Genomic DNA, 26,129 nt, shown 5'->3' on the forward strand with positions numbered 1-26,129 from the left:
GCGTTGGACAAATCCGTCAATGGCAGTGGGCTACGGCGCCGGGCGTGATGCCGTATTTCTTGCGGAACTCGCGGTAGAAATAGGAAAGATCATTGAAGCCTGCGTCGAAGGCGATGCCGGCGATACCCTGCCCGCTCGGCGCATGAGAGCCGAGGTGGGCATGCGCGAGTTCCAGGCGGCGGCTGAGCAGCCGGTGGCCGGGTGTCTCGCCGAGTGCCTGGAAATGCCGTTGCAGCATGCGCTCGGAAACATTGAGGCGGCGGGCAAGCTCGCTCGGGCCGAAAGCGGGATCGGCGCAGTTGCGATCGATGATGACTAGCGCCCGCGACAGCAGCGTCTCTGCCGATCGCGCCTTCTCCTGCGTCCTGATTCCTTGCAGATAGGCCCCCATCAGGCAGAAGAAGGCTTCACCGAGCTGCGTCGTCGCGCCGGGCTCTGCCAGCATCTTGGTCAGCACCGCCCGCATGGCGATCCACAGTGGGTCTTCACGGCTGATCGCCACGCCGCCGGTGCATTCCGCGCCAAAACGATGCAGCATCTCTTCGCGCGGCATGTGCAGCGACATCTGGCTGGAGCGCACGCCGTCATAGACGAAGGCGGACGGCAGGGTGGAATCGACGAGGAACATGTCGCCAGCGGCAAGCGTCGCCATTTTATCGCCCTGCTCGATGCGGCAGTGGCCCTCGTCCTGGATCAAGAGAAAGAGGTGTTCGCCCGGATCCTGACGGATCGAACGGACGCTGCGGCTGACGTGGCGGGCATCGAGCCCAACCACCGCCGTTTCGAAAAAGCCGATGCGACGCGTCGCGACGTCGCCGGCAACCGTTCCGTCGCGGCCCATCGGCTCCAGGTCGAAGGCGCCGCAGACTTTGCGCAGGTCCGCCTGCAGGATTTCCACGGGCAACGGTCTATGGACCGGTGTTATCAACGACTGCATCATCCCCTCCCTGGCCTTTGCAGCTTTACGCGGATCGTATCACTTTATTGACACTTGCCTATGGCCACGGCCATTTGCCGCCACCAGCCGCCTGCTTCAGCAACGCACATGGCGGCTCGGCGAGTCCTGTCTCCGCAAGACGGGTCAGCGCATCCGAGACCTCCGCAAGTCCCCGCGCCTCGGCATAGGCCATCGGCCCGCCGCGCCAGCGCGGGAAACCATAGCCATGGATTTTTACGAGATCGATATCGGCTGCACGCAGCGCCACGCCCTCGGTCAGGATGCGCGCCGCCTCGTTGACCATCGGCAGGACGATGCAGTCGGCGATCTCGGACGGCGTCCAGTCGCGCCGCGGCGTGTGCACGGCCTCTTCGGCGATGATCGCCGCCACTGTCTCGGAAGCATGCGGCTTGCGCTCGCCAGGCTGGTAGTCGTACCAGCCACCGCCGGTCTTCTGGCCGTAGCGCTCCACAGCGCAAAGCCGGTCGGCAATTGGAGCAAAAGGCGTTTCGCCGCGCGCCCTTGCAGCACGGCGCTGGAAGGCCGCGATGTCCAGTCCGCCCAGATCCTGAGCCTCGAAAGGCCCCATCGGCAGACCGAAGGCGCGCATGGCGGCGTCGACCGCCGCCGGTGTCGCGCCCGAAAGCAACAGCCGTTCGGCCTGGGCGCGCGTTACCTTGAGGATGCGGTTGCCGATAAAGCCATCGCAGATGCCGGCACGGACCGGGATCTTGTTGAGGAGCCGTGCCAGCGCGAAGCCGGCCGCCGTCACCTCCGTCGCAGTTTCAGCCGCCGGTACGATCTCCATCAGCTTCATGATATTGGCCGGACTGAAGAAGTGCAGGCCGAGGAAGCGCTCCGGGTGGACAATGCCCGACGCGATCGCATTCGGATCGAGGTAGGAGGTGTTCGTGGCGAGCACCGCGTCGGGCCGGCAGACCTCGCCGAGCTTTGCGAAGACCGCGCGCTTGACCTCAAGGTCTTCGAAAACCGCCTCGACCGCCAGATCGACATCGGCTGCGGCAGCATAGTTGGCCGAACCCGTCACGCCGGCGATGCGTTCGGCGGCAATCTCGGCGCTAATACGGCCGCGCTTCGCCGAGCCCTCGAAGATCGCCGCGACATTGGCAAGGCCGCGCTCCACTGCCGCCTGATCGCGCTCGACGAGGATGACGGGCAAGCCGGCATCCCGAAGGGCGGCGGCGATGCCCGCACCCATGGTGCCGCCGCCGATGACGGCAGCCGAGCGGATCGGGCGCGGCTCTACGCCCGCAAGTTCCGGTGGCCGGGTTGCGGCGCGTTCGGCGAAAAAGACGTGCAGCAGGGCCGCAGCCTGGGTGGAACCGCGCAGCGAGAGAAAGGTTTCTCGTTCGAAGGCCATCGCCGTTTCGAAATCGCTCTCTGCAGCCTTGCGCAGACAGGCAAGCGCGCGAAATGGTGCTTCCTCTCCCTTGGCCCGGGCAGCGACGGATGTCTCCGCCATTTCCCAGAAACCGGCGTCCGGCGAAGCGACGCCGCGCTCGCTGAGCGGGGCGGGCAGCGGCGCATTGGAAATGCCGCGCCCGAAGGCGATCGCGCCTTCTGTCAGATCGCCCTCGACAATCGTGTCAATCAATCCGGCAGAGAGTGCGTTAACGGCCTTGACCGGCTGGCCGGTCGTGACCATCGCCACGGCAGTCTCGACACCGGCAAGACGTGGCAGACGCACGGTGCCACCTGCTCCCGGCACGAGGCCGAGGCGAACTTCCGGCAGGCCCATGCTTGCATCAGGTGCAGCAACGCGGAAGCGGCACGCCAGCGCCACTTCGAAACCGCCACCGAGCGCAGCGCCATGAATCACCGCGACCCAAGGTTTTGCAGCGCTTTCGATCCGCGCCACGACGTCAGGCAAATGCGGAGGCTGCGGCGGCTTGCCGAATTCGCCGACGTCTGCTCCGGCGATGAAGGTGCGCCCGGCGCAGGTAAGGACGACCGCCTTAACCGAAGGGTCGGCGTCGAGGGTTTCAGCCGCTTCAAGAAGCCCTTGGCGCAGCGCCTGCGATAATGCGTTGACGGGCGGATTGTCGACGGTGACGACGGCAATCCCGCCTTTCAATTCGATGGTGACGGTCATCGTTCACTTCCCCGTCTTCGGCCGTCGCCACATGGCAAGCCGAAACCGGTTTGCGACGAAAGCAGTGTCAGTAAGGCTGGCATTGCCGGCAGGATTGCCGCCGGTGACATGGAAGTCGCTGAATGCGGCACTCTGGTTGACGAAGATGTTGCCGGTTAGATTGACCGAAAGGTTGACGCCGGCGGACGCAAAAGCGTCGACCGCCTCCTCGATCACGGTCTCGTCGGTCGCATAGAGCGCTGCCGTGATCGCACCCTTTTGGCGGGCGAGCGCGGAAGCCTTGGCAATCCCTTCCCCGCCGCTTTCAACAGCAATGACAAAGGAGATTGGCCCGAAACGTTCTTCATTCTGGCCCTCGCCGGAGGCTCCGTCGACGGCGATAATCAGCGGGGTTGCGCTGCGCGCGCCGTCCAGTCCGGCAAGGGGTTGCGAGTCGCGCATGATCCGCCCGAGGCCGCGGGCCGCCTCGACGCGGGCAAGCGTTGTGGGGTTCGCGATCGCGCCGCAGACGCCGGCTGCGCGTGCTGGATCGCCGAGCAATCCGTCGACGGCGGCAGCAATGCCACCTGCAACCTCCTCGAAGCTCTTATGCCCTTCGTTCGTGTCGATGCCGCCGCGCGGCACATAGATGTTCTGCGGCGAGGTGCACATCTGACCGCTATAGAGCGACAGCGAAAAGGCGATATTGGCGCACATGCCGTTGAAATCGTCGGTCGCAGCGATCACGATCGAGTTGACGCCTGCCTCTTCGGTATAAACCTCTGCGTCGCCGGCATTCGCGCGCACCCATGCGCCAAAGGCGTTCGAGCCAGTGTAGTCGACGATGCGCACAGCCGGATGCATGACCAGTGCGGCGGTGATCGGTGCTTCGGCCCGGTCTGCGGCGAGCAGCACGACGTCGGCGGGGTAGCCTTGCTCTTCCAATACGGCGCGAGCAACCGCAACTGTCAGCGCCAGCGGCAGGATCGCGCCTGGATGCGGCTTGACGATCACGGTATTGCCGGTGGCAAGGCTCGCGAACTGGCCGGGATAGCTGTTCCAGGTCGGAAACGTGTGGCAGCCGATTATCAGCGACACGCCGCGCGGTACGACGCGCCAGTGCTTTTCGAGGACAATCGGCTCGCCCTTACCCTGCGGCTTCGACCAGACAGCGCTTTTCGGCGCGCGCGTCATTTCGGCATAGGCGTAGGCGGCGGCTTCGAGGCCACGGTCCTGCGCATGCGGACCGCCCGCCTGGAAGGCCATGGCGAAGGCCTGACCCGTGGTGTGCATCACCGCATTGGCCATTTCGAAGCTCATCCGGTTGAGGCGGGAAAGGATTTCGATGCAGATGCCGGCACGTGCCTCCGGCGTGGCAGCGGCCCAGGCCGGAGCGGCTTCCCGAGAGGCGGCAACCAGCGTTTCAGCGTCGGCGGCCGGATAGGAAATCCCGAGCGTCGCACCATAGGGGGAAACTTCCGCCCCGACCGTACCGGTTGCGGGATGACCGGGAAGAGCGAAGGACCGGTTCAGTCGCGCTTCATAAGCCCGAAGCCCTTCATCCTTGGCCGTTTCACCATAAATCTTGCCACTCGGAACTTCGGGATAGGCCGACCAAAAACCACGCTCGCGCGCCGCGGCCAAAGCCGCTTCCAGCGTCGCCCGATGTCGGTCGAACAAGGTCACCATGCTGATTTCCTCCCTGTCTATAATCTGTATAATTGACTGACCGGTCGGTTTATGCAAGTATTTTTTCGGAACCCGCCGGGACTGGCCGGCGGCAGGAGGAAACCATGCCAGCTACCGATACCGTTCTTTCCGTGCTTGCCGACGGCGTTCTGACGCTGACGCTCAACCGCCCGGACAAGCTCAACTCCTTCAATGAAGAGATGCATTTGGCGCTGCGCGCCGGCTTTGAGCAAGCGCATGCCGACGATGCCGTCCGCGCTGTGCTTCTGACCGGCGCCGGGCGCGGCTTTTCCGCCGGCCAGGATCTCAGCGACCGTGATCCGCGTAAGGGCGTCCCCGATCTCGGCCATACTATCGAAACATTCTATAATCCCCTGCTCCGGCTGATCCGCAGCCTCGACAAGCCAGTCGTCTGTGCCGTCAACGGCGTGGCCGCGGGCGCGGGCGCCAACATCGCCTTTGCTTGCGACATCGTACTTGCGGCGCGCTCCGCCCGCTTCATCCAGGCTTTCGCCAAGATCGGTCTGGTGCCGGATTCCGGAGGCACCTGGAGCCTGCCGCGCCTGATCGGCGAGGCCCGCGCCAAGGCCCTGGCGCTGACCGCGGAGCCGCTCCCGGCGGAAACCGCGGCCGACTGGGGCTTGATTTGGCGCGCCGTCGACGACGAGACGCTGCTGGCGGAGGCCATGGACCTTGCCAAGAAGCTCGCCGCCGGCCCCACCAGAGGCCTCGGCATGACCAAACGGGCAATCCAGGCCGCCGCCACCAATTCGCTCGACGAGCAGCTAGACCTCGAGCGCGACCTGCAGCGCGAGGCCGGCCGCAGCGCCGATTACGCCGAGGGCGTCGCCGCCTTCCTGGAGAAGCGTAAGCCGGAGTTTACGGGACGATGAGCGCGGCAGAGACCATGAGCCCGGATCAGCTCGCCCGCGCCTGCGCCGACGCCATGTGGACAGACGACCGTGCGACGCAGCGGCTCGGCATGCAGATCGACAATGTCGCGGCGGGAACCGCCACGCTGTCGATGACGATCACCGCCGAGATGGCAAACGGCCACGGGATGTGCCACGGCGGCTATATTTTCACGCTCGCCGACAGCGCCTTTGCCTTTGCCTGCAACACCTACAATCAGCGCACGGTGGCGCAGCACTGCACCGTCACCTTCATCGCATCCGCCTTCGAGGGCGACCGCCTGACAGCAATGGCGCGCGAAGTCTCGCGGCGCGGCCGAGGCGGCATCTACGACATAACGGTCATGAACCAAAAGGGTGAGACGCTCGCGGAATTCCGCGGCCACTCGCGCACCATCAAGGGCACGCATCTGCCCGAGCAGAGCTGAACATCGAGCGCCCGCATCTTGATGTGGTCCAGCGCTCTTGTTCATTTGGATTTCGGAGGAGACATACATGGAAAACCTAGCCCCCCGCCCCGGCGATCTCGAGCCGATCGAAACCGCCTCGCGCGACGAACTCGCCGGCCTGCAGCTGGAGCGGATGAAATGGTCGCTCAACCACGCTTACGAGAATTCACCCTTCTATCGCACCCGGTTTGACGAAGCAGGCGTGCATCCCTCCGACCTGAAGACGCTGGGCGATCTTGCCAAGTTTCCCTTCACGACCAAGCAGGACCTGCGCAACACCTATCCGTTCGGCATGTTCGCCGTGCCTCGCGAGAAGCTCTGCCGCATACACGGTTCATCGGGAACCACGGGCAAGCCGACCGTCGTCGGCTATACGCTGAAGGATATCGACACCTGGGCGACGGTGGTCGCGCGTTCGATCCGCGCCGGCGGCGGCAGGCCGGGCGATATGGTGCATGTGGCCTACGGCTACGGCCTCTTCACCGGCGGCCTCGGCGCACATTACGGCGCCGAAAAGCTCGGCTGCACGGTGGTGCCGATCTCGGGCGGCATGACCGAGCGTCAGGTCACGCTGATGCAGGACTTCAAGCCGCGCATCATCATGGTCACGCCTTCCTACATGCTGTCGATCCTCGACGAGTTCCACCGGCAAGGCATCGACCCGCGTTCAAGCTCGCTCGCGATCGGCATCTTCGGCGCAGAGCCCTGGACAAATGCGATGCGCGAGGAGATCGAACAGGCCTTCGACATGCACGCCGTTGACATTTACGGGCTTTCCGAGGTGATAGGCCCCGGCGTCGCCAGCGAGTGCGTGGAGACGAAGGACGGGCTGCACATTTGGGAGGACCATTTCTATCCCGAGATCATCGATCCGGTGACGGGCGAAGTTCTACCCGACGGCGAGCTGGGCGAGCTGGTCTTCACCACACTGACCAAGGAAGGCCTGCCCATGATTCGCTACCGCACCCGCGACTTGACCCGGTTGCTGCCGGGAAGCGCCCGCAGCATGCGACGAATGGAAAAGGTCACCGGCCGCTCCGACGACATGATGATTCTCCGCGGCGTCAACGTTTTCCCGACGCAGATTGAAGAACAGATCCTGAAATGTCGCGGACTTGCACCCCATTTCCAGATCGAGCTCTCCCGCTCCGGCCGCATGGATACCATGACGGTGCATGTGGAATGCACGCCGGCAGCAGCCGATGACGCGGCGCGCGCCGGCTCCGCCAAGGAGCTCGCGCATCACATCAAGAGCGTCGTCGGTGTCAGCACCAGGATCGAGGTGCAGACACCAGGCACAGTCGCGCGATCCGAAGGCAAGGCAAAGCGGGTGGTCGACAACCGCCCGAAGGAATGAGGCGATCTCGCTGGTCCCTCACGACGGACGACTTGGCAAAAGCCGTCCCATTGCATCATAGGGTGCGCAGGTTCATGGCTTGCGCACGCGCTCTGGCTGACGAATGATTCGGAACCGAGCGATTCCCCCGGCGACCGACACCGGCTTTTTGCCCTCACGGGCAGGGAGAAACGAAAAGACGATAGGACGAGCATGGCACGCACACGCGCAATCGACTTCGAGGAAAAACAGCGGGGCATCCTGTCGAGCGCCGCCGCGGTCTTCGCCGAGATAGGTATGGAAAAGGCCTCGATGGCGATGATCGCCTCGCGCAGCAACGTCTCGAAGGCTCTGCTCTATCACTACTATCCGAGCAAGGACGCGCTGATTTTCGATATTATCCGCACCCATCTGGTCGAGCTCGATTCCGCCATTGAAGCCGCCGACCAGCCGGATGCGGAGCCGGAAAAGCGGCTGAGGCTCCTGGTGCGGCAGATGCTCGAAAGCTACCGCGACGCAGACGACCACCACAAGGTTCAGCTTAACGCCAGCGGCACCCTTTCGGCCGAACAGGTTACCGAGATCCAGTCGATCGAACGGCGGATCGTCAAACGCTTTTCAAACATCATCCGCGACATCAATCCCGACCTAAGTCGGGAGCGGCCGCTTCTCATGCCTGTCACCATGTCTCTCTTCGGCATGATGAACTGGGTTTACATGTGGTTCCGGCCGGACGGTCCGATCAGCCGCGACGAATATGCCGACATCGCAACGACGTTGGTGCTCGAAGGGGTGAAGGCGGTCAAGTAAATCCACTTTTTCCGGCAGTCTCCCAAGACGAACCTTGCCTATTGCCGCCCGCTCAATCCCCAAGCTTCAGCCGCGCCAGGATCAGCGGATCATATTTCGGCGCGCGAATGCGCTGGCGGTTGGGCTCGGGCGCCGTGAGCGGTTCTGCCGGCCGCAGCTTATCTTTGGCCTCAAGCGCCAGGCGCTGGTAGATGGCGGTGCCCTGGCGCTTCCAGGCGATTTCCTCTTCGCTGAGTTCGCGCAGGACGCGCGCCGGGGACCCTACCGCGAGGCTGTTTGGGGGAATTTCCGCACCGGCCTTGACGAACGCCATCGCGGCGACGATCGAGTTTTCGCCGATCACCGCCTCGTCCATGACCACGGCATTCATGCCAACCATGGCGTTGCGGCCGATCCTGCAGCCGTGCAGCACGGCTCCGTGTCCGATATGGCCCTCTTCGCCGATGATCACCTCGAGGTCCGGAAAGCTGTGCACCACACAGGTCTCCTGCACGTTCGAGCCGGCTCCCATGACAATGCGGCCGAAATCGCCGCGCAGGACAGCCGCCGGGCCGACATAGCAGCCGGCACCGACGATGACGTCGCCGATCACCACCGCGGCCGGGTGCACGAAGGCTTCCGGATCGATCACCGGCACGATGCCGTCATAGGCGTAGATCTGGGCCATATCTCTCCTCCGATCGACTCTCGCCGCCGCCGTGGCGCGGCCGGCGAGCCGTTGATGTTTTCACGTTCGGGTCTTCGCCACCATGGTCAGCACATCGTACTGCGCCACAGTCTCGTCCTTCTGGTTGCTGACGCGGCAATCCCAGCGCACCTCGCCGTGGTCGGCATTTTCGCGCGGGTTGATCTCTTTTGCCGTGAGCCGCACCTTCAGCGTATCGCCCGGATAGACCGGAGTGAGGAAACGCAGACTGTCGACGCCATAATTGGCGAGTACGGGGCCTGGCGCCGGATCGACGAAGAGGCCGGCGGCGAAAGAGGCGATGAGGTAGCCGTGCGCCACACGTCCGTCGAAGAAGGGATTGGCGCGGGCCGCCGCCTCGTCCATATGGGCGTAGAAGGTGTCGCCGGTGAAATGGGCGAAATGCTCGATATCTTCGAGCGTCACCGTGCGCCCGGCCGTCTCCAACTGGTCGCCGATCTTGAGTTCGGCGAGTGATTTGCGGAAGGGGTGCTCGCCGTGGGTGTTGGCCGGCGCGCCAGCCATCCAGCGGCCGGTTACGGCGGAAAGCAGAGCGGGCGCGCCCTGGACGGCCGTGCGCTGCATGTAGTGCTTGACGCTGCGCATGCCGCCGAGTTCCTCGCCACCACCGGCGCGGCCCGGACCGCCATGGACGAGACCCGGCAGCGGCGAGCCGTGACCGGTCGAAGTTTTGGCGCTGACGCGGTTGCCGATCAGCACGCGACCATGGAACGGCGACATGCCGATGACGACGTCCTCGGCAAAACGCGGATCGTTGGTGAAGACCGAGGCAACGAGGCTTCCCTTGCCGCGCTTGGCAAGTTCGACGGCCTCTTCCACCGTGTCGTACGGCATGACGGTGCTGACCGGGCCGAAAGCCTCGACATCGTGGACGGCGCGCGCCGAGGCGGGCTTGTCGCAATAGAGCAGCACTGGATTGAGGAAGGCGCCGGCTTCCGCATCGCCGGAGACGACACGCGGATTGCCGGGATCGCCTGCGACGATCTCGGCGTCGGCGGACAGGTCGCGAATGCGGGCGCGCACTTCCTCGCGCTGGTCGAGACTGGCGAGCGGGCCCATGCGCACACCTTCTTCGGCAGGGTTGCCGAGCGCAGTCTTGGCAAGCCGCTCGCCAAGTGCTGCGACCAGCGCGTCGGTATAGCGGCGCGGCGCGATCACTCGCCGGATGGCGGTGCACTTCTGCCCGGCCTTCGCAGTCATTTCGCGGGCGACCTCCTTGACGAAGAGGTCGAACTCCTCCGTGCCGGGCGCTGCGTCGAGACCGAGTACGGCAGCGTTGAGACTGTCGGCTTCCATGGTAAAGCGGACGGAATTTGCGACGATCGCCGGATGGGTCTTCAGCCGCCGGCCGGTCGCAGCCGAGCCGGTGAAGGTGACGACGTCCTGATCGCCGACATGGTCGAGCAGATCGCCGACAGAGCCGCAGATGAGCTGTACAGCGCCTTCCGGCAAGATGCCTGTCCCGACCATCCGCCTGACCATCAATTCCGTGAGGTAAGCGGTCTGGCTGGCGGGTTTGACGATCGCCGGCAGGCCGGCGATCAGCGTCGGTGCGATCTTTTCGAGCATACCCCAGCAGGGGAAGTTGAAGGCGTTGATGTGGACGGCGACGCCTTCGAGCGGCGTGAGGATGTGCTGGGCGGAAAAGCTGTTGTCCTTGGACAGCAGCTCCACCTCGCCGTCTGTCAGCACGCGAGTGTTCGGCAGCTCGCGCCGGGCCTTGGAGGCATAGGAAAGCAGCGTGCCGATGCCACCCTCGATGTCGATCCAGCTGTCGGCGCGGGTGGCGCCTGTCGCATAGGACAGCGTGTAGAATTCCTCCTTTTGCTCCATGAGCGCCAGGCCGAGGGCCTTCAGCATGGCAGCGCGCTCGTGGAAGGACATGCGGCGGAGCGCGGCTCCCGCCTTGTCGCGGCCGTAGGCGAGCGCCGCCTTGAAGTCGAGGCCGGTGGAATCGATCAGCGCGACCGGGGCGCCGGTCGCCGCGTCGAGCAGCGGCACGCCTTCCTTCGCGCCGGCCGCCCAGCTACCGCAGACATAGCTTTCGAGCCGACGTGGCGCCTGTACGTTGATGGTCATCTCGTGGTCCTTCCTATGTCAGTTCAGCGGCAGGCCGGAAAGCGCGCTTTCGACCGCGCCTTCCCACTGCGCAAGCAATGTCTCGTTGGGCGTATGACGCAGGCCGAAACGGGAGAGGGTCTCGTAGCGGACCGAGCCGGCCAGACCGAAGCTTGCCGCGACACGCGGGCGCCAGTAGGCGAGCGAAGCAGCGATTTCGGCGCGGCCTTCAGGAGTTTCCGCAATGCGCTCCAGGCCGGCGAGCGCCAGTTCCGTATGGCGCGCCTCGCGCGGCAGGATGATGCGGAAGACGTCGGCGAGCGGCTGATAGGAGACGCGCGACAACTCGTTGAGCTGGATGACGGAGGCCTTGCCCATCAACAGGTTCATGACCACGGCGTCCACCCAGCCGGCGAGCGGATAGTGGAAGACGGAAAGCCGCATGTCGCCTTCGCGCCGCGCCGCGCCGATGTCGGCGTCGCGGGCGATGCGCGCTGCCCATGGATGATGGTTGGCGTAGCGGCGCGTATCGACGCCGAAGGAACCCATCACCTCCAGCACCCGGCCGGCATGATCGGTCTTTTCCAGCACGATGCGGGCGGCCGAAATGCGCTCCTTGATGCCCGGCGCAGCATTGATGATGTCGGCAAAGCCGGCGGCACCCGCAAGCTCGCTGTCGACGAAGCTCGCCATCAGCCTCAAGAGCTCGCCGCGATAGCGCGGCGGCACGTTATCGGGCGAAGTCAGCATGCCTCCTTGCGCCAGATAGTCTTCGATCGGCATGACATCATCGGACATTGCATCTCTCCCAATTCTCTCTTCCCTTCCTCGCAGCCGGAAGAAGAGGACGTACTTACTGGTCGTAGCTCACCGCGACGCGATCGGTCAGCGGGTAGCACTGGCAGGTGAGCACATAGCCCTGGCGGACCTCGTAATCCTCGAGCGCATGGTTGACCTCCATTTCCACCTCGCCTTCCAGCACCTTGGCGCGACAGGTGGAGCAGACGCCAGCCTTGCAGGCGTAGGGCGCGTCCATCGAGTTTTCGAGCGCGGCGTCCAGCAGGCTTTGACCGTGCTTCGGAAAGGTAAAGCTGCGGGTCGCGCCGTCGAGGGTAACGGTCGCCTGGCATGTTGCATCGCGGTCGGCGCCGGCGGCGCTTTCGGCCTTGCGCCGCGCCCTGCCGGGTTGAGAAGACGCGAACAGCTCGAACTTGATCTGCCCGTCGGAAAGGCCGTGGTCGCGGAGCGCCGCCGCAATCGCCAGCATCATCGGCTCGGGGCCGCAGATGAAGGCGGTATCGACGGCCTTCAGGTCAATCCAGTGCGAGAAGAGGCCTTCGCATTTTTCGGCATCGATACGGCCCGTGAAGAGGTCGATATCCTGCGCTTCGCTTTCAAGCACATGGATGATTGAGAAGCGTCCGAGATAAATGTTCTTCAGATCATCCAACTCTTCGCGGAACATGATCGAGCTGATCTGGCGGTTGGCATAGACGAGGGTGAAGCGCGAGCGCGGTTCGCGGGCGAGCACGGTCTTGATAATCGAGAGCACCGGCGTAATGCCGCTGCCGCCGGCAAAGCCGAGATAGTGCTTTGCCTTCTCCGGCTCCAGCGCGGTGAAGAAGGCGCCCATTGGTGGCATCGCCTCCAGCGTGTCGCCGGTCTTCAGCTCTTCGTTCGCCCAGGTGGAGAAGCAGCCGCCGTCGACGCGCTTGATGCCGACGCGCAGGAAGCCTTCGTCGCGACCGGCGCAGATCGAATAGGAGCGGCGCAGCTCCTCGCCGTCGAAGGCGCGGCGAAAGGTGAGGTACTGGCCTTGCGTGAAGTCGAAGAGGGCGCGGTCCTCCTCGCTCGGAACAAGGGTCACCACCACGGCGTCACGGGTCTCACGGCGGACATCGGCGACTTGAAGAGAATGGAAACGTGCCACGATTTGGGGCCTCACTTATTGCGGCATCGCTCAGATGCACTTGAAATAGTCAAAGGGTTCCAGACACTCCGCGCAGCGATAGCTCGCTTTGCACGGCGTCGATCCGAACTGGCTGATTTTCTCCGTCCGCGTCGAACCGCAGCGCGGACATTCGATCGTCAGGTTCGAGCGGCCGGTGAGCCGGTCGACACGCTTCATCAGGGTCCCGTCGGCGGCGGTGCCGTCGACCGGCGGGGCAATCCCGTAGACCTTGAGCTTGTCGCGGCCCTCTGCGCTGATCCAGTCGGTGGTCCAGGCGGGCGACAATTGCCGTTCGAGCCGGACCTTGGCCACGCCGCGCGCGGCAAGCGCTGCCTCGATGTCGAGGTTGATGATGGCGGTCGCCGGACAGCCCGAATAGGTCGGCGTCACCGTCACCACAAGCGTCCCGTCATCCCACCGCACGTTGCGGATGATACCGAGATCGGTGAGCGAAATGACCGGGATCTCCGGGTCGGGGACCTCGGCCAGCCATTGCCATACGGTTTCAGTCGAAGGCTGCGCCATGATCCTCCCTCCCTTACCAGGTCGCGCCGGGATAGGCGCGTTGCAGGAACTGCATCTCGGTGAGGATGAAACCCAGATGCTCGGAGTGGACGCCGCGCTTGCCGCCCTTGTGCATGTAGCCGTCGGCCGGCTTCTTCAGCGTGGCTTCCGCAAGCGCCTCGGCAACGATTTCGTCCCAGCCGGCCTTCAGGCTTTCCGGATGCGGCGCAACACCCGCCGCCGCAAGGGCGGCATCGCCCGCGTCGCCGACGAACATTTCGCCCGTGTAAGCCCACAGCCCGTCGAGGGCTGCCTGCATGCGGTGGTGGCTTTCGTCGGTGCCGTCGCCGAGGCGGATCACCAGGTCACGGCTGCGCTCCAGATGGTAGGCCACCTCTTTCGAGGCCTTTTCGGCGATCTCCGCGATGCGCCGGTCGGTCGAGCCCTTGAGGGCATTCAACATCTGCAGGTGCCAGGCGTCGAACAGGAACTGACGCATCAGCGTCTGGCCGATGTCACCGTTCGGGCGCTCGACGAGCAGCAGATTGCGGAAGTCGAAGCCGTCGCGCAGGAAGGCGAGATCGTCGGCGCTCCGGCCCTTGCCTTCAATTTCTGCAGCAAGGCCGAGCCAAAGCTGCGTCTGGCCGATCAGGTCAAGCGCTACGTTGGCGAGCGCGATATCCTCCTCCAGCGCCGGCCCGTGCCCGCACCATTCGGAGACGCGGTGACCGAGGATGAGGGCGTTGTCTCCCACTCTCGTCAGGAACTCGGTGAGTACCGCCTTGTCGACGGTCGTGTCGGTCGCGGTCGCCATCACATGTGCCCCACTTCGTCTGGAATGTCGAAGAAGGTCGGATGACGGTAGACCTTGGAGTTCGACGGCTCGAACAGCGGGCCCTTGTCCGACGGCGCGCTGGCGGCGATATCCGAAGAGCGCACGACCCAGATGCTGACGCCCTCATTGCGGCGGACATAAACGTCGCGGGCATTGTTGATGGCCATTTCGGCATCCGGCGCGTGCAGGCTGCCGACGTGGCGGTGGTTGAGGCCGTGCTGGCCGCGGATGAAAACTTCCCAGAGGGGCCATTCGCTCGACATGAATAAATCTCTCCCTTGAAACTGTGACTGCCTGCCGCTTATTCCGCCGGCATCCGGGCGGCACGCCGCGCGTCCGCCTTCTCGGCGTGGGCGACCAGCGCGTCGCGAAACCAGGCGCCCTCGTCCCAGGCGGACTTGCGGGCGTTCAACCGCTCGGCATTGCATGGGCCGTTGCCGGCGATGACGTCGAAGAATTCGCTCCAGTCCGGCTCGCCGAAGTCATAGCCGCCCTTATTCTCATTCCATTTGAGCTCTGGATCGGGAACGGAGAGACCGAGATATTCCGCCTGCGGCACGGTCTGGTCGACGAACTTCTGGCGCAGCTCGTCATTGGAGTTCTGCTTGATCTTCCAGGCCATCGACTGGGCTGAATGGACCGAAGCGCCGTCGGAAGGACCGAACATCATCAGCGACGGCCACCACCAGCGGTTCAGCGCATCCTGGACCATCGCCTTCTGCTGCGGCGTGCCCTTCACCATCTTCATCAGAATGTCGAAACCCTGGCGCTGGTGAAAACTTTCCTCCTTGCAGATGCGCACCATGGCCCGCGCGTAGGGGCCATAGGAGCAGCGCTGCAACGGCACCTGGTTCATGATCGCCGCCCCGTCGACCAGCCAGCCGATCGCGCCGATATCCGCCCAGGTGAGCGTCGGATAATTGAAGATCGAGGAGTATTTCGCCTTGCCGGAATGGAGCTGGCCATACATCTCGTCGCGGCTGACGCCGAGCGTTTCGGCGGCGCAGTAGAGATAGAGGCCGTGGCCCGCCTCATCCTGTACCTTGGCGAGCAGAATCGCCTTTCTTTCCAGTGTCGGAGCACGCGTGATCCAATTGCCTTCGGGCAGCTGTCCGACAATTTCGGAATGAGCGTGCTGGCTGATCTGGCGCACCAGCGTCTTGCGGTAGCCTTCCGGCATCCATTCCTTCGGCTCGATCTTCTGGCCGGCGTCGATGCGCTCCTGGAAGGCGCGCTCAACGGGGTCCATCTCGTCGAGGCTGCGGACGCGGGCGGTGTCGGTCTTCACCATCTGTGCGTACATGGTTCTGTCCTTCTGCTTTCGCGCGATCAGACGCGCTCGAGAATGATGGCGATGCCCTGACCGACGCCGATGCACATGGTGCATAGCGCATAGCGTCCGCCCTGGCGGTGAAGCTGATAGGTGGCAGCGGTGACGAGGCGCGCGCCGCTCATGCCGAGCGGGTGCCCCATGGCGATGGCGCCGCCGTTCGGGTTCACATGCGCCGCGTCGTCCGGCAGGCCGAGGTCGCGCAACGTGGCGAGCGCCTGCGAAGCGAAGGCTTCGTTCAACTCGATGAGATCCATCTGGCCGATCGTAAGCCCTGCGCGCTCCAGCACGCGGCGGGCGGCAGGCGCCGGGCCTATGCCCATAATGCGCGGCTCGACGCCGGCGGCAGCCATCGCGACCACGCGTGCCTTCGGCGTCAGACCATGCTTACCGGCTGCATCCGCATTTGCAAGCAGGAGAGCGGCCGAACCATCATTGACGCCCGAAGCATTGCCGGCGGTGACCGAAAGATCGGGATCGTTGACGCCCCTGAGTTTCGAAAGCTGCTCGACCGTGGTACCGGGACGCGGATGTTCGTCGCGGGAGACAAGGATCGCCTCGCCCTTCGTCTGCGGCACGCTGACCGGCACGATCTCGTCGTTAAACAGCCCGGCGGCATCGGCGGCAGCCCAGCGCGCCTGGCTGCGAGCGGCAAAGGCGTCCTGGTCGGCGCGCGAAACACGGAAGTCAGCAGCGACATTGTCGGCGGTTTCCGGCATGGAATCGACACCGAATTCGCGCTTCATCTTCGGATTAACGAAGCGCCAGCCGATGGTAGTGTCGTAGACGGCACTACTGCGCGAGAAGGCACTCTCGGCCTTCGGCATGACAAAAGGAGCGCGGCTCATGCTTTCGACGCCACCCGCAATCATCAGGTCGCAGTCGCCGGCGCGAATGGCACGCGCCGCCGTGCCGACAGCATCCATACCGGAGCCGCAGAGGCGATTGACGGTGGTGCCCGGGATCGAGACCGGCATGCCGGACAGCAGAACCGCCATGCGTGCGACATTGCGATTGTCCTCGCCGGCCTGGTTGGCGCAGCCGTAGACGACATCCTCGACCTTCGCCCAGTCGACGTCCGAATTGCGCTTGACGAGATGAGCGAGCGGGACGGCGGCCAGATCGTCGGCGCGCACCGAAGAGAGCGCTCCGCCATAACGGCCGATCGGCGTTCTCACCGCATCGCAGATGAAAGCTTCGGACATGCATTTCCTCCCACTGCATCGCCGCATCCGGTCGAAAATAAATTAACCGACCGATCGGTCATATATTTACCACCAGAAACATCACAGTGCAACGCTATTTTTTGAATTTCATGTAATGTTTTGCAGGGTGGCTATATTTCAATTCTAGCACAGAGGCTCTCTGCGAGCGATCTTCAGTCGAAAATGACCAAACGGATGCGAGACGATCTGCCAGCATACGACTCGCTTTTTTGGAGATTTTCCGAAAGCAAATAATGTAGCCCAAGAACAGGTAAGCGGAGCCTGCCTTGCAACGGTGATTGATAATTGGCCACGTGCTCACGCTGCTCTTAAGGCCGCTGAGCCGCGCTTCGAACTAGCCCCTTCCGGCCCGTGAGCAAGACAATCGGCGACCTAGAGTTTCCGCTTTTCTTTGAATCGCGGAAACGCTCTATCCTCTTGTTTTCTTGCGCATTCCGGACGGAAAACCGCTGCGCACTTTTCCTGGAAATGCTCTAGATTGAGGCTCGTAACCCAAGCATCTCGGCCCTGCGCCGCGTCTCATCGCTTTCTTCGGCGAGCGGTCCGGAGGCGGTGACGAATTGGCGGGCAACATGCCGGCCGGCAGCAGGAGATAGCGCGAGATAAAGTTCGGCAAAGAGGCGTCGCGCTGCATTGCCCGGCCAATCCGCGGGCAGCGCAGCGGCCGGAAGCCGGGGATCGCGGAGCGCGATGGCACGGAACTGGTGCACGAGCAAGAGCCGCGCTGAAAGGGCGGTCTCGGCGTCGGCGGGCGGGCCGACGGCTAAAGTTTCGGCGAAAGGCGTGAAACGCGAAAGGAAAGCGCGATAGGCCTCCGCATGCGGGGCGAGATCCCATTGATCCGCGACGAACGCGGCAAGCTCCCCCTCCGCCACATCAGCACGAAAGACGAGCGCCGGGACGGCACCCGGCAGCGGCCGCCTCGGCCCGACCGCAAGCCTTGGCCCGAGGCGTGCCATTCCCGCGCGCTCCAGCGCCTGCATTTCTTCTTCGACGTTGACGCCCGCCAGGCGCACAAACTGCCAATCTTCGGCCTGCTCGTGCCTGAAGAGCACTTCGGCGGCGGCGCTGAATTCCGTACGGGCGGCAGGCGAAAGACGATAATAGCTCCGCCGCCCTTCGCGCTCGCCGAGCAGCTGGCCGGACGAGACAAGGCGCGACACGGCAGTACGCACCAGCGTCTCGCTAATGCCGACACCGGCACACGTCTCGATGAGGTTGCCGATCCAGACCACGCCGCCGCGCGGCTCGACGATGTCGCCGTAGATGGTGACGATGAAGCTCGCTGCCGTCGGCGGCCGCTCGACGACAATCCGCTTTACGAGTTCGCGGATGCCTTCCTTCGCCGCCTCGACCGTCATCGTGCTCGTCCTTTCGTCCTGCCCTCCGCCTTCCGCATAGCACACTTCTCCCGGTCGTCCAGCGCCGTCGTGAGCCAGGGACCGCAGCGCGCGCTCCTCTCACCATTCCACTCTCGGCTACATCGAAGTGGTTACCGACAATGATCACCTTCCGAACCAACCCGCGTCGTGGTCGCCGGCGCCGACCGGAGGGAAAAGGAGAGGAATGAAAAGTCTCGGAAATCGTGCCGGAAGGAGGTGGTGAACAGGCAGTTTTTGCGACTGATTTGCATGTGCATTTGCAATTGCAAAAATTCCGACAAATTATTGTTATATAACGGTAATTTTGCAGCGTCTTTTCACCGCACAGGTTGACTCCGTCGAGACGATGCACTACCTGCTGCCACCATCGGGAAACGCTTCGGCAACAGCGCCGAGGCGGTTGCGGGCGTCATGCATGTTCGCTCCATCCTTTATGAAGCATCTGGCTGATACTCGAGCAATTCAACAGAGCACGCGTCGTTTTGCGATTGTCAAAATTGCAGCACTTGCCGCTCTGCCAATTTCGATTTCAGGGGGCGAGGATGGCCTCGCGGAAGACTGGATCACCGACGGATAACGGGAACAAGGCCGACATGGAACGTTCTTTTAAAATTGCCTTGGGGAGTTTCGTCGTCAGCCTTGCGGTTCTGGCGATCAAATACGCAGCCTATTGGGTAACAGGAAGTATCGCCCTGCTATCGGATGCCCTCGAGAGCATCATCAACGTCGTGTCGGCGGTCGCGGTGATCGTATCCGTGAAGATTGCGTCTCAGCCGCCAGACGAAGAGCATCCCTACGGCCATCACAAGGCCGAATATCTCTCGGCAGTGCTTGTGGGCTCTCTGATTGTCGCCGCAGCTCTTGCGATCATGAACGAGGCCTATGCGGGCTTCCTGCACCCGAAACCAATCGACGCCGGCTGGACCGGTCTCGCCGTCAATTCGGTTGCGACGATCATCAATGTAGCATGGGCAGGTTTCCTGATCAGGCAGGGGCGCATCCACCGTTCCGCTTCACTCGTCGCCGACGGCAAGCACCTTATGGCGGACGTCGTCACGTCTGTCGGCGTTGTGATCGGTGTCGTTCTGGTCCTCCTGACGGGCATAACGCAACTTGACTCGGCAATTGCAGCACTCGTGGCGGTCCATGTCCTTTGGAGCGGCTGGGGTGTTCTCAAGGAGAGCGCCAGCAGCCTGTTGGACCAGGCGGCTCCCGCCGAGGAGCTGGCTCAAATCAGGGAAATCATCTCGCTGAATGCAGAGGATGCCATCGAGGCGCATGCCCTGAGGACGCGGCACGCAGGAAAAGTGACCTTCATCGACTTTCATCTCGTCGTCTCCGCCGAAATGACTGTCGGACGTTCTCACGACATCTGCGACAAGGTCGAGGAAGCGCTGCGCAACGCGATCTCCGGGGCGATAATCACCATCCATGTCGAGCCCGAATACAAGGCCAAGCACAAGGGAATCATTGTGGTCTGAAGCAGGCTCCTCTTCAAGGAATGCTTGCTGCGAGCGGGCTCATCCCGCCGTCCAATTCGATATCAAATCCGATTGACGGCCGTTCGCCAGCGTCCTGTTTCGTGACAGGGTGGATCGGCAGGTTGCGCTTGGCTGCGCCGAAGACCGGTCGTCACCGAGCGTCCTTCAACACCAGCCGGGCTCGAGCATTTCCGTTTTAAACGGAGTCGCGGAAATGCCGTATCTCTTTGTTTTCACGCAATTCCTAACGCAAGACCGCTTCGCGCTTCTGCCGGAATTGCTCTAAATCGCCGGGGCTGAAGCCACCCGTTCAAAGCGCGCCGTCTACGATTACCATCGGCCGGCCGCGCGAGCAGGCTTCGATGCGGGCGTCGATGTGATAGATGTCGCGCAGCATCGACGGCGTGATGACCTCGGTCGTCGGCCCGCTCGATGCCATTTCGCCATTGGCGATGACGATGGTATTGGCGCAGTAGCGCAGCGCGTGATTGAGATCATGCAGGGCGATTAGCACGATCATGCCGCTGCGGCTGGCCAAATCCGCGACGAACTCCAGCACGTCGATCTGCCGGTGCAGGTCGAGCGCCGAGGTCGGTTCGTCCATCAGCAGCACTTCCGGCCGGCGCACCAGCGCCTGGCCGAGCGATACGAGCTGCCGCTGGCCACCGGAGAGTGCATCGAGCCCGCGAAAGGCCAGGTTTTCGATCCGCAGCGCCTTCAGGATGGAGTCGATCTCGAAAAGCTCCTCGTCCTTTACCCGCCATCCGCCGCCCTGTTTTGCCGACAGAAGCAGGGATTCGTAGACAGTGAGCACGGCATTGGCGCCGGTATCCTGCGGCATGTAGCAGATCGACCGCTCGCCGCGCGTGGCATCGGAAAGCACCACCGTGCCGGGGCCGGAGATCAGGCCGGCTATTCGCTTGAAGAGCGTGGATTTACCAGCCGCATTCGGGCCGATGATGGCCGTGGTGGTGCCGGGCGCAAGCAGCTCGACAGCGACTTTGGAAAGGACCGTGGTGCGGCCGTAACTGGCACCGAGGCCCCTCAGTTTCAGGCTCACCATGCCCGCCTCCTGTTGGAAAAGATCAGGACGAAGAAGAACGGAACGCCGACAAGCGCAGTGATCACGCCGATCGGCAAGATGGCGCCGGGGATCAGCACCTTGCTGACCACAGAGGTTGCCGACAGGAGTAAAGCACCGCAGAGCACCGCGCCGGGCAGGAAGAAGCGCTGGTCCTCTCCCACCACCATGCGCGCGACATGCGGACCGACCAATCCGACGAAGCCGATCGTGCCGACGAAAGAGACGGGAATGGCTGCAAGCAGGCTGACGAGGAGCATCGTGTGCAGGCGAAGGCGCCGTACATCGACGCCCATGCTCGCCGCCTTGTCGTCACCGAGCCTGAGGGCGGTAAGCGCCCAGGCATTTCGCATGAAGAGCGGCAGAGTGACGATCAAGATGGTGGCGGTGACGAGGACCTTATTCCAGGTCGCCTTGGTCAGGCTCCCCATGGTCCAGAAAACGACGGCGGCAAGCGCCTGTTCGGAAGCGAGGTATTCGAGCAGCGACAGGGCCGCATTGAAAGTGAAAACCAGCGCAATGCCAAGCAGCACGATGGTTTCCACCGTCACACCACGCAGCGCCGACGCAAAATGGATGAACAGGGCGGCCACCATCGCCATCAAGAAGGCATTGACCGGCACCATATATTGCACCGCGCCCGGAAAGAGCGCGACGCCGCCGACGAGCCCCAACGCCGCACCGAAACTTGCTGCGGCCGATATGCCGAGCGTGAAGGGGCTGGCGAGCGGGTTCGACAGGATCGTCTGCATCTGCGCGCCGGCAACCGAAAGCGATGCTCCGACCGTCACCGCCATCAGCGCGATCGGCATACGGATCTCCCAGATGACGACGCGAAGCTGGTCGCCCGCCGCCTCTGGCGAAAACAGCGTGGAGAGCACTTCGGAAAGGCGATAATTCGCCGGTCCCAGCGCCATGTCTGCCGCAACGCTGCCGGCTAGCGCCACCGCCAGCGCTGAAAGGATAAGGATGCGCCGGAAGGCAAGGGCGCGATATTGCTCGCGCCCCGTAGCCCCGGTTTCGATCAGCGAAGCGGCCATAGCCTATTCACCCTTCAGCGAGACGAAATATCCCGGCTTGTAATCGAGCGGCAGGAAGCGGGCGTAGAGCGCCCTGAAGGTGGCATCCGGATCGAGATCGGCGAACAGATCCGGATGTAGCCACTTGGCGATCTGCTGGATGGCAACGAATTGGTACGGGCTGTTGTAAAACTGGTGCCAGATGCCGTGCACATCGCCGTTTCTGACCGCCTTGACGCCCGTGAAGGCGGGCCGCTTCGTCAGCTTGTCGAGCTTGCGGTGGGCTTCCGCAAGATCGGCGCCATAACCGACGCCGACCCAGTCGCCGCCAGGCACATAGGCTTCCCACATGCCGCCGGTGACGATGACCTGGTCGGGATTGGACGCGATGATCTGCTCCGGATTCACCGTGCCGAAGGTGCCGGGGATGATCTTCCTGGCCATGTTGATGCCGCCGGCAAGCTCGACCATCTTCCCGAAATTCTCGTTTCCGAAGGACATGCAGCAATCGTCCGAATAGCCCCCTGCGCGCTCGACGAAGACGACAGGCTTTTTCGGATTCGCCTTTTCGAGAACGTCGGTTACCTGCTTGATGGCGTCGGAGCGGAACGTGATGAAATCTTCCGCCACCTGTTCCTTGCCCATCAGCTTGCCCATGAGGCGCATGCTCGGCTCGGTGTTCTCCATGGGCCTTTCGCGGAAATCGACATAGACCAGCGGGATGCCGGCCTTGGCGAGCTTTTCGATATAGCCGGCCTCTTCCGTCGCCGTCTTGGCGTCGATGTTCATCAAGATGACGTCCGGCTTCAGCGAAACCGCCTGCTCGATATCGAACGTACCGTCCTTCATCCCGCCGAAGGTCGGCAGTTTCGCGATACCAGGATATTTCGCGAGATAGGCGGCGTAAGATTCCGGGTCGGCCTTCGCCAGGTCGTCGCGCCAGCCGACGACGTGTTGGAACGGGTTTTCCTTGTCGAGTGCGGCGAGGAAGTAGATCTGACGCCCTTCGCCGAGGATGACGTGCTTGACCGGCACGTTCACTTCGACGTCACGGCCAGTCACGTCCTTCACGGTGACGGGATCGGCCATTGCCGGAAGCACGGTGGATGCGAGAACGCCAAAGGCGAACATCGCCGATCGGCCGGGAAAGCGCATGGATGAATCTCCAGTGGAAACTCCCTGCGACTTATTATTTCATGACTTCCATCGTCAAGTTTTATCTTTTAGAAGCGTTCGAAGCTGAAAATGAGGAACGGGACATGCAGACCGCCGGCGCCAATTTCAACCTGCGCGAGGAAATCAAGGCCTATTGGTCCGCCCGCGCCGAAACGTTCGACCTGTCGCCGGGCCACGAAATCTTCTCCGAGGACGAACGAGCCGCCTGGCACGACCTGATCAGGAAACACCTCGGACCTGGCAACGGCCGCAAGGCGCTCGACCTCGCAAGCGGAACAGGCGTGATTTCGCACCTGATGGACGACCTCGGTTACCACGTGACGGGTATCGACTGGTCGGAAGCCATGCTGGAACGGGCACGCGCCAAGGCAGCTTCCCGCGGACGCATCATGCGCTTTCATCTCGGCGATGCGGAAAACATGCTCGAGGCGGATAGCGCCTACGATGTGGTCGTGACGCGGCACCTTGTCTGGACGCTGGTCGATCCGCAAGCATGCTTTCGCGAATGGCTGCGCGTCCTGAAGCCGGGTGGCAAACTGCTGATCATCGATGGCGATTTCGTCAACGCGAGTTTCGCCGAACGCTTGGTGAAACGGGCGGCCACGTTTCTCGAAAGATATAATCTCGTCAAAGCAGGGGCACCTCATGCGCCCTCGGCGATGGCCGGCATACATGAGAGCATCCTCTCGCGCGTTTATTTCTCGCGGGGCGCCCGGGCCGATGCCATTGCACGCCTGCTTGAGCGGACCGGCTTTTCCCCAGTGACGATCGACACCGACCTGCGACGCATCCATAAGGCGCAAGCGGCAAATTTTGGCTTCCTCAAAGCCGTCGCGCGCGGCCTCCAGCACCGCTACGCCATCGTCGCTGAAAAGCGGCGTGATCCATAGAAATTCCCTTGATCACCCCGGCGGTCGCGTCATCTATCACCTCATCGACCCCAGATAGCAGCGTACGTCGAGCGGGATCACTCCCTGCAAACACCGAGGCTGAGCGGCGCTCACACCAGAATGTCCACGAGCCTGCGCGCTCCGAGTGCGAGCGTCTAACCTCAAGGCGCTGGAATTGCTGCCGATCAGTTCTCCCTGACATGATTGCCCAGGGTGGCGGAGTTATCCTCAGCATCGCCTCGACGCATGCCTTCGCCTATCCGCTCGCCAAGAACGCCCTCCTTGGCATGACCAAGTCACTGGGGATCGAACATGCGGCAAAGAATGTGCGCGTGAACGCTCTGGCGCCCGGCTATCGGGAGAGCCAGAAGGTCGTCTACTATTGGAACGGCTTTCCCGATCCGGAGAAAACAAAGACGGAGACCATGAAGCTGCATCCGGGCGGGCGCATTGCCGCGCCACGGGAGACTGCACTTGCCGCAGTCTTCATGATCTCGGATGAGTGCCTCTTCATGAATGCCACCTGCCTGACGGTCGATGGGAGCCTGAGCGTGCTGCAGCATCAGTGACTTTTTGAACGAGGGCGGCGCGCTTCGCTGCGTCGCCGAGGACGCGACGCTTAGGACAACGAATATGGCGGCAGCGAAGCGGCACGTCAAAACGTCGTGAGACTTTCAAGCCTGCAAACGTTGCCGTGAGGCACCATCGCGAGCAGATAGAGAGCCCTCATCATGCGATGGTGCCATCGCCCTTTGTCACACGGTATCGAGGCTAGGCTCGAACGTCGAGCACGCCCATCATGCCGAGCTCCTCGTGCTCAAGGATGTGGCAATGATACATACGGAGGCCGGGCAGATCCTGGCGCAGCAGGAATCGGACTGTTTCGCCGGCTGTAACGTTCACGGTGTCCTTCCAGGCCCGGTAGGCGGGTTTGGTAACCATGCCATCTTTCTCATGCTCGACAACCTGAAACTGCGTGCCGTGCACATGGAATGGATGGTCCATGTCGGCCTGGTTGGCGATTTCCCACAGTTCGACCTGCCCCACTTTCGAGACTTCGTCCACGCGTTCCATGTCGAAGCTGGCGCCGTTGATCAGGAATTTCATCCCCATATCGGAAGACATTGACATGCCGTTATGGGCCATATTGCCATGATTCATACCGCCCATGCTTTCCGTCAGCACGAAGCGACGTGTGATCGTTGGCTCGCCAAGTGGCGCAATAGAGCGCAGCTTTGCGGGCAACGGCGAAACGCGGGGCGCTGTCTCCGTTGAAACATTGGCGGTTAGAAGCGTCATGGCGGCTTCGTCCGGCTTGCCAGGTCCCATCCATCCACGCTCATAGTCGAGCGTTATCAGCTTCGCCGCCCCCGGCTGATCGAAGGAGACGATGAGTTCGACGCGCTCGGCGGGCGTCAGCAACAGCTCCTCGGCGGCAACCGGAACCTCGATCAGCCCGCCGTCCGTGCCGATCACGGTCATGCTTGCATTCTCGAACTTGAGGCGCAGAAAGCGTGCGTTCGTCGCATTGAAGAGCCGCAGACGGCGCTTCTCGCCGCGCGCCATGGTCATGACAGGATTCTTTTGGCCATTGACGAGCACATAGTCGCCAACCCGTCCATTCATCAGATCCATCATCGAACTGTCCGGCATTGTTCCGTCCGCAGCAAGCCTCAAGTCCGTGAACATCAGGACCGTGTCGCCATATTCCGCCGGGATCGGATCTTCCTTTGGCTTAACCAGGAAGATGCCGGCCAAGCCGCGATAGACCTGCTTGGCGGTCAAGCCATGCGGATGGGGGTGGAACCAGTAGGAGGCGCTGCTGCCTTCCGGCAGATCGAATGCGTATACCCGCTCACGATCAGAGGCCACCGGGTCGGCCGGATTGCCATCCTGGTCGGCCGGAACCGGCATGCCATGCCAATGGACCGTTGTCGGCTCGTTCGGAATCTCGTTCCTGAACGCAATCTCGATCCTGTCGCCCTCGCGTGCTTCGATCACCGGATTGGCGCCGTTATAGGCAAGCACCGGCGTATCGAGCCCGTCTGCGAACCGTACCGTACTTTGTCCGGCGGTCAGCTTTGCCTTGAACGTCCCCGCGACATCGGACTGATTCTCCAGGCGCGGCAGATCCCGTAGCGGCAGTCCCTCAGGTAGAATGGGCTTGCCCCCGGCCTGCGGCATGTTGCGATTGCCATGGCCGCTCATCGCGCCCATGTCGTGGCCGCTCATGTCATGTTTCATTTTGGCCGCAGTGGGCCCGGCA

General features: G+C 62.9%; 23 protein-coding genes and 1 pseudogene. 7 read left to right on the top strand and 17 right to left on the bottom strand.

What is annotated here, in order from left to right; genetic code table 11:
* Positions 1-16 precede the first annotated feature (16 nt).
* The 3 genes from RHSP_RS06885 to paaN are packed head-to-tail and all read right to left on the bottom strand — an operon-like array spanning position 17 to position 4,718.
* Entirely contained in the window at positions 17-937 is a 921-nt protein-coding gene (locus tag RHSP_RS06885) for a helix-turn-helix domain-containing protein (RefSeq protein WP_037150149.1), read from the bottom strand.
* A gap of 58 nt (positions 938-995) precedes the next feature.
* Positions 996-3,050, bottom strand: a complete 2,055-nt coding sequence (locus tag RHSP_RS06890; RefSeq protein ID WP_004111259.1) for a 3-hydroxyacyl-CoA dehydrogenase NAD-binding domain-containing protein — start codon at positions 3,048-3,050, stop codon at positions 996-998.
* Positions 3,051-3,053: 3 nt separating this feature from the next.
* Entirely contained in the window at positions 3,054-4,718 is a 1,665-nt protein-coding gene (paaN, locus tag RHSP_RS06895) for a phenylacetic acid degradation protein PaaN (RefSeq protein ID WP_037150153.1), read from the bottom strand.
* A gap of 104 nt (positions 4,719-4,822) precedes the next feature.
* Between paaN and paaG the strand changes: the two genes are divergently transcribed.
* The 4 genes from paaG (at position 4,823) to RHSP_RS06915 (ending at position 8,224) form a co-directional block, all read left to right on the top strand.
* Positions 4,823-5,611, top strand: coding sequence for a 2-(1,2-epoxy-1,2-dihydrophenyl)acetyl-CoA isomerase PaaG (paaG, locus tag RHSP_RS06900; RefSeq protein ID WP_004111264.1), 789 nt, complete (start codon positions 4,823-4,825; stop codon positions 5,609-5,611).
* Positions 5,608-6,057, top strand: a complete 450-nt coding sequence (gene paaI, locus RHSP_RS06905) for a hydroxyphenylacetyl-CoA thioesterase PaaI (protein ID WP_004111266.1) — start codon at positions 5,608-5,610, stop codon at positions 6,055-6,057. The genes paaG and paaI overlap by 4 nt, the downstream gene beginning before the upstream one ends.
* Positions 6,058-6,124: 67 nt before the next feature.
* Positions 6,125-7,435 carry a phenylacetate--CoA ligase PaaK gene (gene paaK / locus RHSP_RS06910; RefSeq protein ID WP_004111268.1) on the top strand — a complete coding sequence of 437 codons (1,311 nt, stop codon included), beginning with the start codon at positions 6,125-6,127 and terminating at the stop codon, positions 7,433-7,435.
* A 192-nt stretch (positions 7,436-7,627) separates the two neighbouring features.
* A complete protein-coding gene (locus RHSP_RS06915) occupies positions 7,628-8,224 on the top strand; it encodes a TetR/AcrR family transcriptional regulator (protein ID WP_004111270.1) in 597 nt (198 codons plus the stop codon).
* 52 nt (positions 8,225-8,276) lie between these two features.
* Here the strand turns inward: RHSP_RS06915 and RHSP_RS06920 are convergent, their stop codons facing one another.
* From RHSP_RS06920 to RHSP_RS06965, 10 genes are all read right to left on the bottom strand, one after another.
* Positions 8,277-8,891: an acyltransferase gene (locus RHSP_RS06920; protein ID WP_004111273.1), complete on the bottom strand. Its 615-nt coding sequence runs from the start codon at positions 8,889-8,891 to the stop codon at positions 8,277-8,279.
* A 60-nt stretch (positions 8,892-8,951) separates the two neighbouring features.
* Positions 8,952-11,009 (bottom strand): phenylacetic acid degradation bifunctional protein PaaZ, encoded by a 2,058-nt coding sequence (gene paaZ / locus RHSP_RS06925; RefSeq protein WP_004111274.1) that lies wholly within the window; start codon positions 11,007-11,009, stop codon positions 8,952-8,954.
* 18 nt (positions 11,010-11,027) lie between these two features.
* Complete coding sequence (locus RHSP_RS06930) at positions 11,028-11,786, bottom strand: Phenylacetic acid catabolic protein (protein ID WP_037150158.1); 759 nt, start codon at positions 11,784-11,786, stop codon at positions 11,028-11,030.
* A gap of 55 nt (positions 11,787-11,841) precedes the next feature.
* On the bottom strand, positions 11,842-12,918 hold the full coding sequence (gene paaE / locus RHSP_RS06935; protein WP_004111279.1) for a 1,2-phenylacetyl-CoA epoxidase subunit PaaE: 1,077 nt from the start codon (positions 12,916-12,918) through the stop codon (positions 11,842-11,844).
* A gap of 30 nt (positions 12,919-12,948) precedes the next feature.
* Entirely contained in the window at positions 12,949-13,464 is a 516-nt protein-coding gene (gene paaD / locus RHSP_RS06940) for a 1,2-phenylacetyl-CoA epoxidase subunit PaaD (RefSeq protein ID WP_004111281.1), read from the bottom strand.
* 13 nt (positions 13,465-13,477) lie between these two features.
* The gene (gene paaC / locus RHSP_RS06945; RefSeq protein ID WP_004111282.1) at positions 13,478-14,257 is read right to left on the bottom strand and encodes a 1,2-phenylacetyl-CoA epoxidase subunit PaaC; all 780 of its coding nucleotides are present in this window, start codon (positions 14,255-14,257) and stop codon (positions 13,478-13,480) included.
* Positions 14,257-14,541, bottom strand: coding sequence for a 1,2-phenylacetyl-CoA epoxidase subunit PaaB (gene paaB, locus RHSP_RS06950; protein WP_004111284.1), 285 nt, complete (start codon positions 14,539-14,541; stop codon positions 14,257-14,259). Before paaB ends, paaC begins: the two co-directional genes overlap by 1 nt.
* Positions 14,542-14,579: 38 nt before the next feature.
* Complete coding sequence (paaA, locus tag RHSP_RS06955; protein ID WP_004111286.1) at positions 14,580-15,581, bottom strand: 1,2-phenylacetyl-CoA epoxidase subunit PaaA; 1,002 nt, start codon at positions 15,579-15,581, stop codon at positions 14,580-14,582.
* A gap of 26 nt (positions 15,582-15,607) precedes the next feature.
* The gene (gene pcaF / locus RHSP_RS06960) at positions 15,608-16,813 is read right to left on the bottom strand and encodes a 3-oxoadipyl-CoA thiolase (RefSeq protein WP_037150162.1); all 1,206 of its coding nucleotides are present in this window, start codon (positions 16,811-16,813) and stop codon (positions 15,608-15,610) included.
* Between the two features lie 494 nt (positions 16,814-17,307).
* On the bottom strand, positions 17,308-18,195 hold the full coding sequence (locus RHSP_RS06965; RefSeq protein ID WP_004111290.1) for a PaaX family transcriptional regulator C-terminal domain-containing protein: 888 nt from the start codon (positions 18,193-18,195) through the stop codon (positions 17,308-17,310).
* Positions 18,196-18,809: 614 nt separating this feature from the next.
* Between RHSP_RS06965 and RHSP_RS06970 the strand changes: the two genes are divergently transcribed.
* On the top strand, positions 18,810-19,697 hold the full coding sequence (locus tag RHSP_RS06970) for a cation diffusion facilitator family transporter (RefSeq protein ID WP_004111291.1): 888 nt from the start codon (positions 18,810-18,812) through the stop codon (positions 19,695-19,697).
* 310 nt (positions 19,698-20,007) lie between these two features.
* On the opposite strand, the gene RHSP_RS06975 is transcribed toward RHSP_RS06970, so the two are convergent.
* Genes RHSP_RS06975 through RHSP_RS06985 form a run of 3 tightly spaced genes read right to left on the bottom strand, consistent with a single transcriptional unit; the run spans position 20,008 to position 22,928 of the window.
* A complete protein-coding gene (locus RHSP_RS06975; protein ID WP_004111296.1) occupies positions 20,008-20,760 on the bottom strand; it encodes an ABC transporter ATP-binding protein in 753 nt (250 codons plus the stop codon).
* Positions 20,754-21,818 carry a FecCD family ABC transporter permease gene (locus RHSP_RS06980; protein ID WP_004111303.1) on the bottom strand — a complete coding sequence of 355 codons (1,065 nt, stop codon included), beginning with the start codon at positions 21,816-21,818 and terminating at the stop codon, positions 20,754-20,756. The genes RHSP_RS06975 and RHSP_RS06980 overlap by 7 nt, the downstream gene beginning before the upstream one ends.
* 3 nt (positions 21,819-21,821) lie before the next feature.
* Entirely contained in the window at positions 21,822-22,928 is a 1,107-nt protein-coding gene (locus RHSP_RS06985; RefSeq protein ID WP_240535375.1) for an ABC transporter substrate-binding protein, read from the bottom strand.
* 128 nt (positions 22,929-23,056) lie between these two features.
* On the opposite strand from RHSP_RS06985, the gene RHSP_RS06990 reads away from it, so the two are divergent.
* Positions 23,057-23,863 carry a class I SAM-dependent methyltransferase gene (locus RHSP_RS06990; RefSeq protein WP_004111308.1) on the top strand — a complete coding sequence of 269 codons (807 nt, stop codon included), beginning with the start codon at positions 23,057-23,059 and terminating at the stop codon, positions 23,861-23,863.
* Between the two features lie 170 nt (positions 23,864-24,033).
* Positions 24,034-24,432: pseudogene (locus RHSP_RS06995) on the top strand (SDR family oxidoreductase); the annotation flags it as partial.
* A 202-nt stretch (positions 24,433-24,634) separates the two neighbouring features.
* Here the strand turns inward: RHSP_RS06995 and RHSP_RS07000 are convergent.
* Positions 24,635-26,095 (bottom strand): multicopper oxidase family protein, encoded by a 1,461-nt coding sequence (locus tag RHSP_RS07000; RefSeq protein WP_240535373.1) that lies wholly within the window; start codon positions 26,093-26,095, stop codon positions 24,635-24,637.
* Positions 26,096-26,129 lie beyond the last annotated feature (34 nt).

It is taken from the genome of Rhizobium freirei PRF 81, assembly GCF_000359745.1.
Lineage (GTDB): Bacteria > Pseudomonadota > Alphaproteobacteria > Rhizobiales > Rhizobiaceae > Rhizobium > Rhizobium freirei.

Excerpts from the sequence above, each read along its gene's own strand:
- RHSP_RS06885 (WP_037150149.1), bottom strand. The coding sequence starts at position 937 with ATGCAGTCGTTGATAACACCGGTCCATAGACCGTTGCCCGTGGAAATC.
- paaB (WP_004111284.1), bottom strand. The coding sequence starts at position 14,541 with ATGTCGAGCGAATGGCCCCTCTGGGAAGTTTTCATCCGCGGCCAGCAC.
- RHSP_RS06920 (WP_004111273.1), bottom strand. The coding sequence starts at position 8,891 with ATGGCCCAGATCTACGCCTATGACGGCATCGTGCCGGTGATCGATCCG.
- RHSP_RS06970 (WP_004111291.1), top strand. The coding sequence starts at position 18,810 with ATGGAACGTTCTTTTAAAATTGCCTTGGGGAGTTTCGTCGTCAGCCTT.
- paaC (WP_004111282.1), bottom strand. The coding sequence starts at position 14,257 with ATGGCGACCGCGACCGACACGACCGTCGACAAGGCGGTACTCACCGAG.
- pcaF (WP_037150162.1), bottom strand. The coding sequence starts at position 16,813 with ATGTCCGAAGCTTTCATCTGCGATGCGGTGAGAACGCCGATCGGCCGT.
- paaG (WP_004111264.1), top strand. The coding sequence starts at position 4,823 with ATGCCAGCTACCGATACCGTTCTTTCCGTGCTTGCCGACGGCGTTCTG.
- RHSP_RS06990 (WP_004111308.1), top strand. The coding sequence starts at position 23,057 with ATGCAGACCGCCGGCGCCAATTTCAACCTGCGCGAGGAAATCAAGGCC.
- RHSP_RS06965 (WP_004111290.1), bottom strand. The coding sequence starts at position 18,195 with ATGACGGTCGAGGCGGCGAAGGAAGGCATCCGCGAACTCGTAAAGCGG.
- RHSP_RS06975 (WP_004111296.1), bottom strand. The coding sequence starts at position 20,760 with ATGGTGAGCCTGAAACTGAGGGGCCTCGGTGCCAGTTACGGCCGCACC.
- paaD (WP_004111281.1), bottom strand. The coding sequence starts at position 13,464 with ATGGCGCAGCCTTCGACTGAAACCGTATGGCAATGGCTGGCCGAGGTC.
- paaK (WP_004111268.1), top strand. The coding sequence starts at position 6,125 with ATGGAAAACCTAGCCCCCCGCCCCGGCGATCTCGAGCCGATCGAAACC.
- paaZ (WP_004111274.1), bottom strand. The coding sequence starts at position 11,009 with ATGACCATCAACGTACAGGCGCCACGTCGGCTCGAAAGCTATGTCTGC.
- paaA (WP_004111286.1), bottom strand. The coding sequence starts at position 15,581 with ATGTACGCACAGATGGTGAAGACCGACACCGCCCGCGTCCGCAGCCTC.
- RHSP_RS06890 (WP_004111259.1), bottom strand. The coding sequence starts at position 3,050 with ATGACCGTCACCATCGAATTGAAAGGCGGGATTGCCGTCGTCACCGTC.
- RHSP_RS06930 (WP_037150158.1), bottom strand. The coding sequence starts at position 11,786 with ATGTCCGATGATGTCATGCCGATCGAAGACTATCTGGCGCAAGGAGGC.
- RHSP_RS07000 (WP_240535373.1), bottom strand. The coding sequence starts at position 26,095 with ATGAGCGGCCACGACATGGGCGCGATGAGCGGCCATGGCAATCGCAAC.
- RHSP_RS06915 (WP_004111270.1), top strand. The coding sequence starts at position 7,628 with ATGGCACGCACACGCGCAATCGACTTCGAGGAAAAACAGCGGGGCATC.
- RHSP_RS06985 (WP_240535375.1), bottom strand. The coding sequence starts at position 22,928 with ATGTTCGCCTTTGGCGTTCTCGCATCCACCGTGCTTCCGGCAATGGCC.
- paaI (WP_004111266.1), top strand. The coding sequence starts at position 5,608 with ATGAGCGCGGCAGAGACCATGAGCCCGGATCAGCTCGCCCGCGCCTGC.
- RHSP_RS06980 (WP_004111303.1), bottom strand. The coding sequence starts at position 21,818 with ATGGCCGCTTCGCTGATCGAAACCGGGGCTACGGGGCGCGAGCAATAT.
- paaN (WP_037150153.1), bottom strand. The coding sequence starts at position 4,718 with ATGGTGACCTTGTTCGACCGACATCGGGCGACGCTGGAAGCGGCTTTG.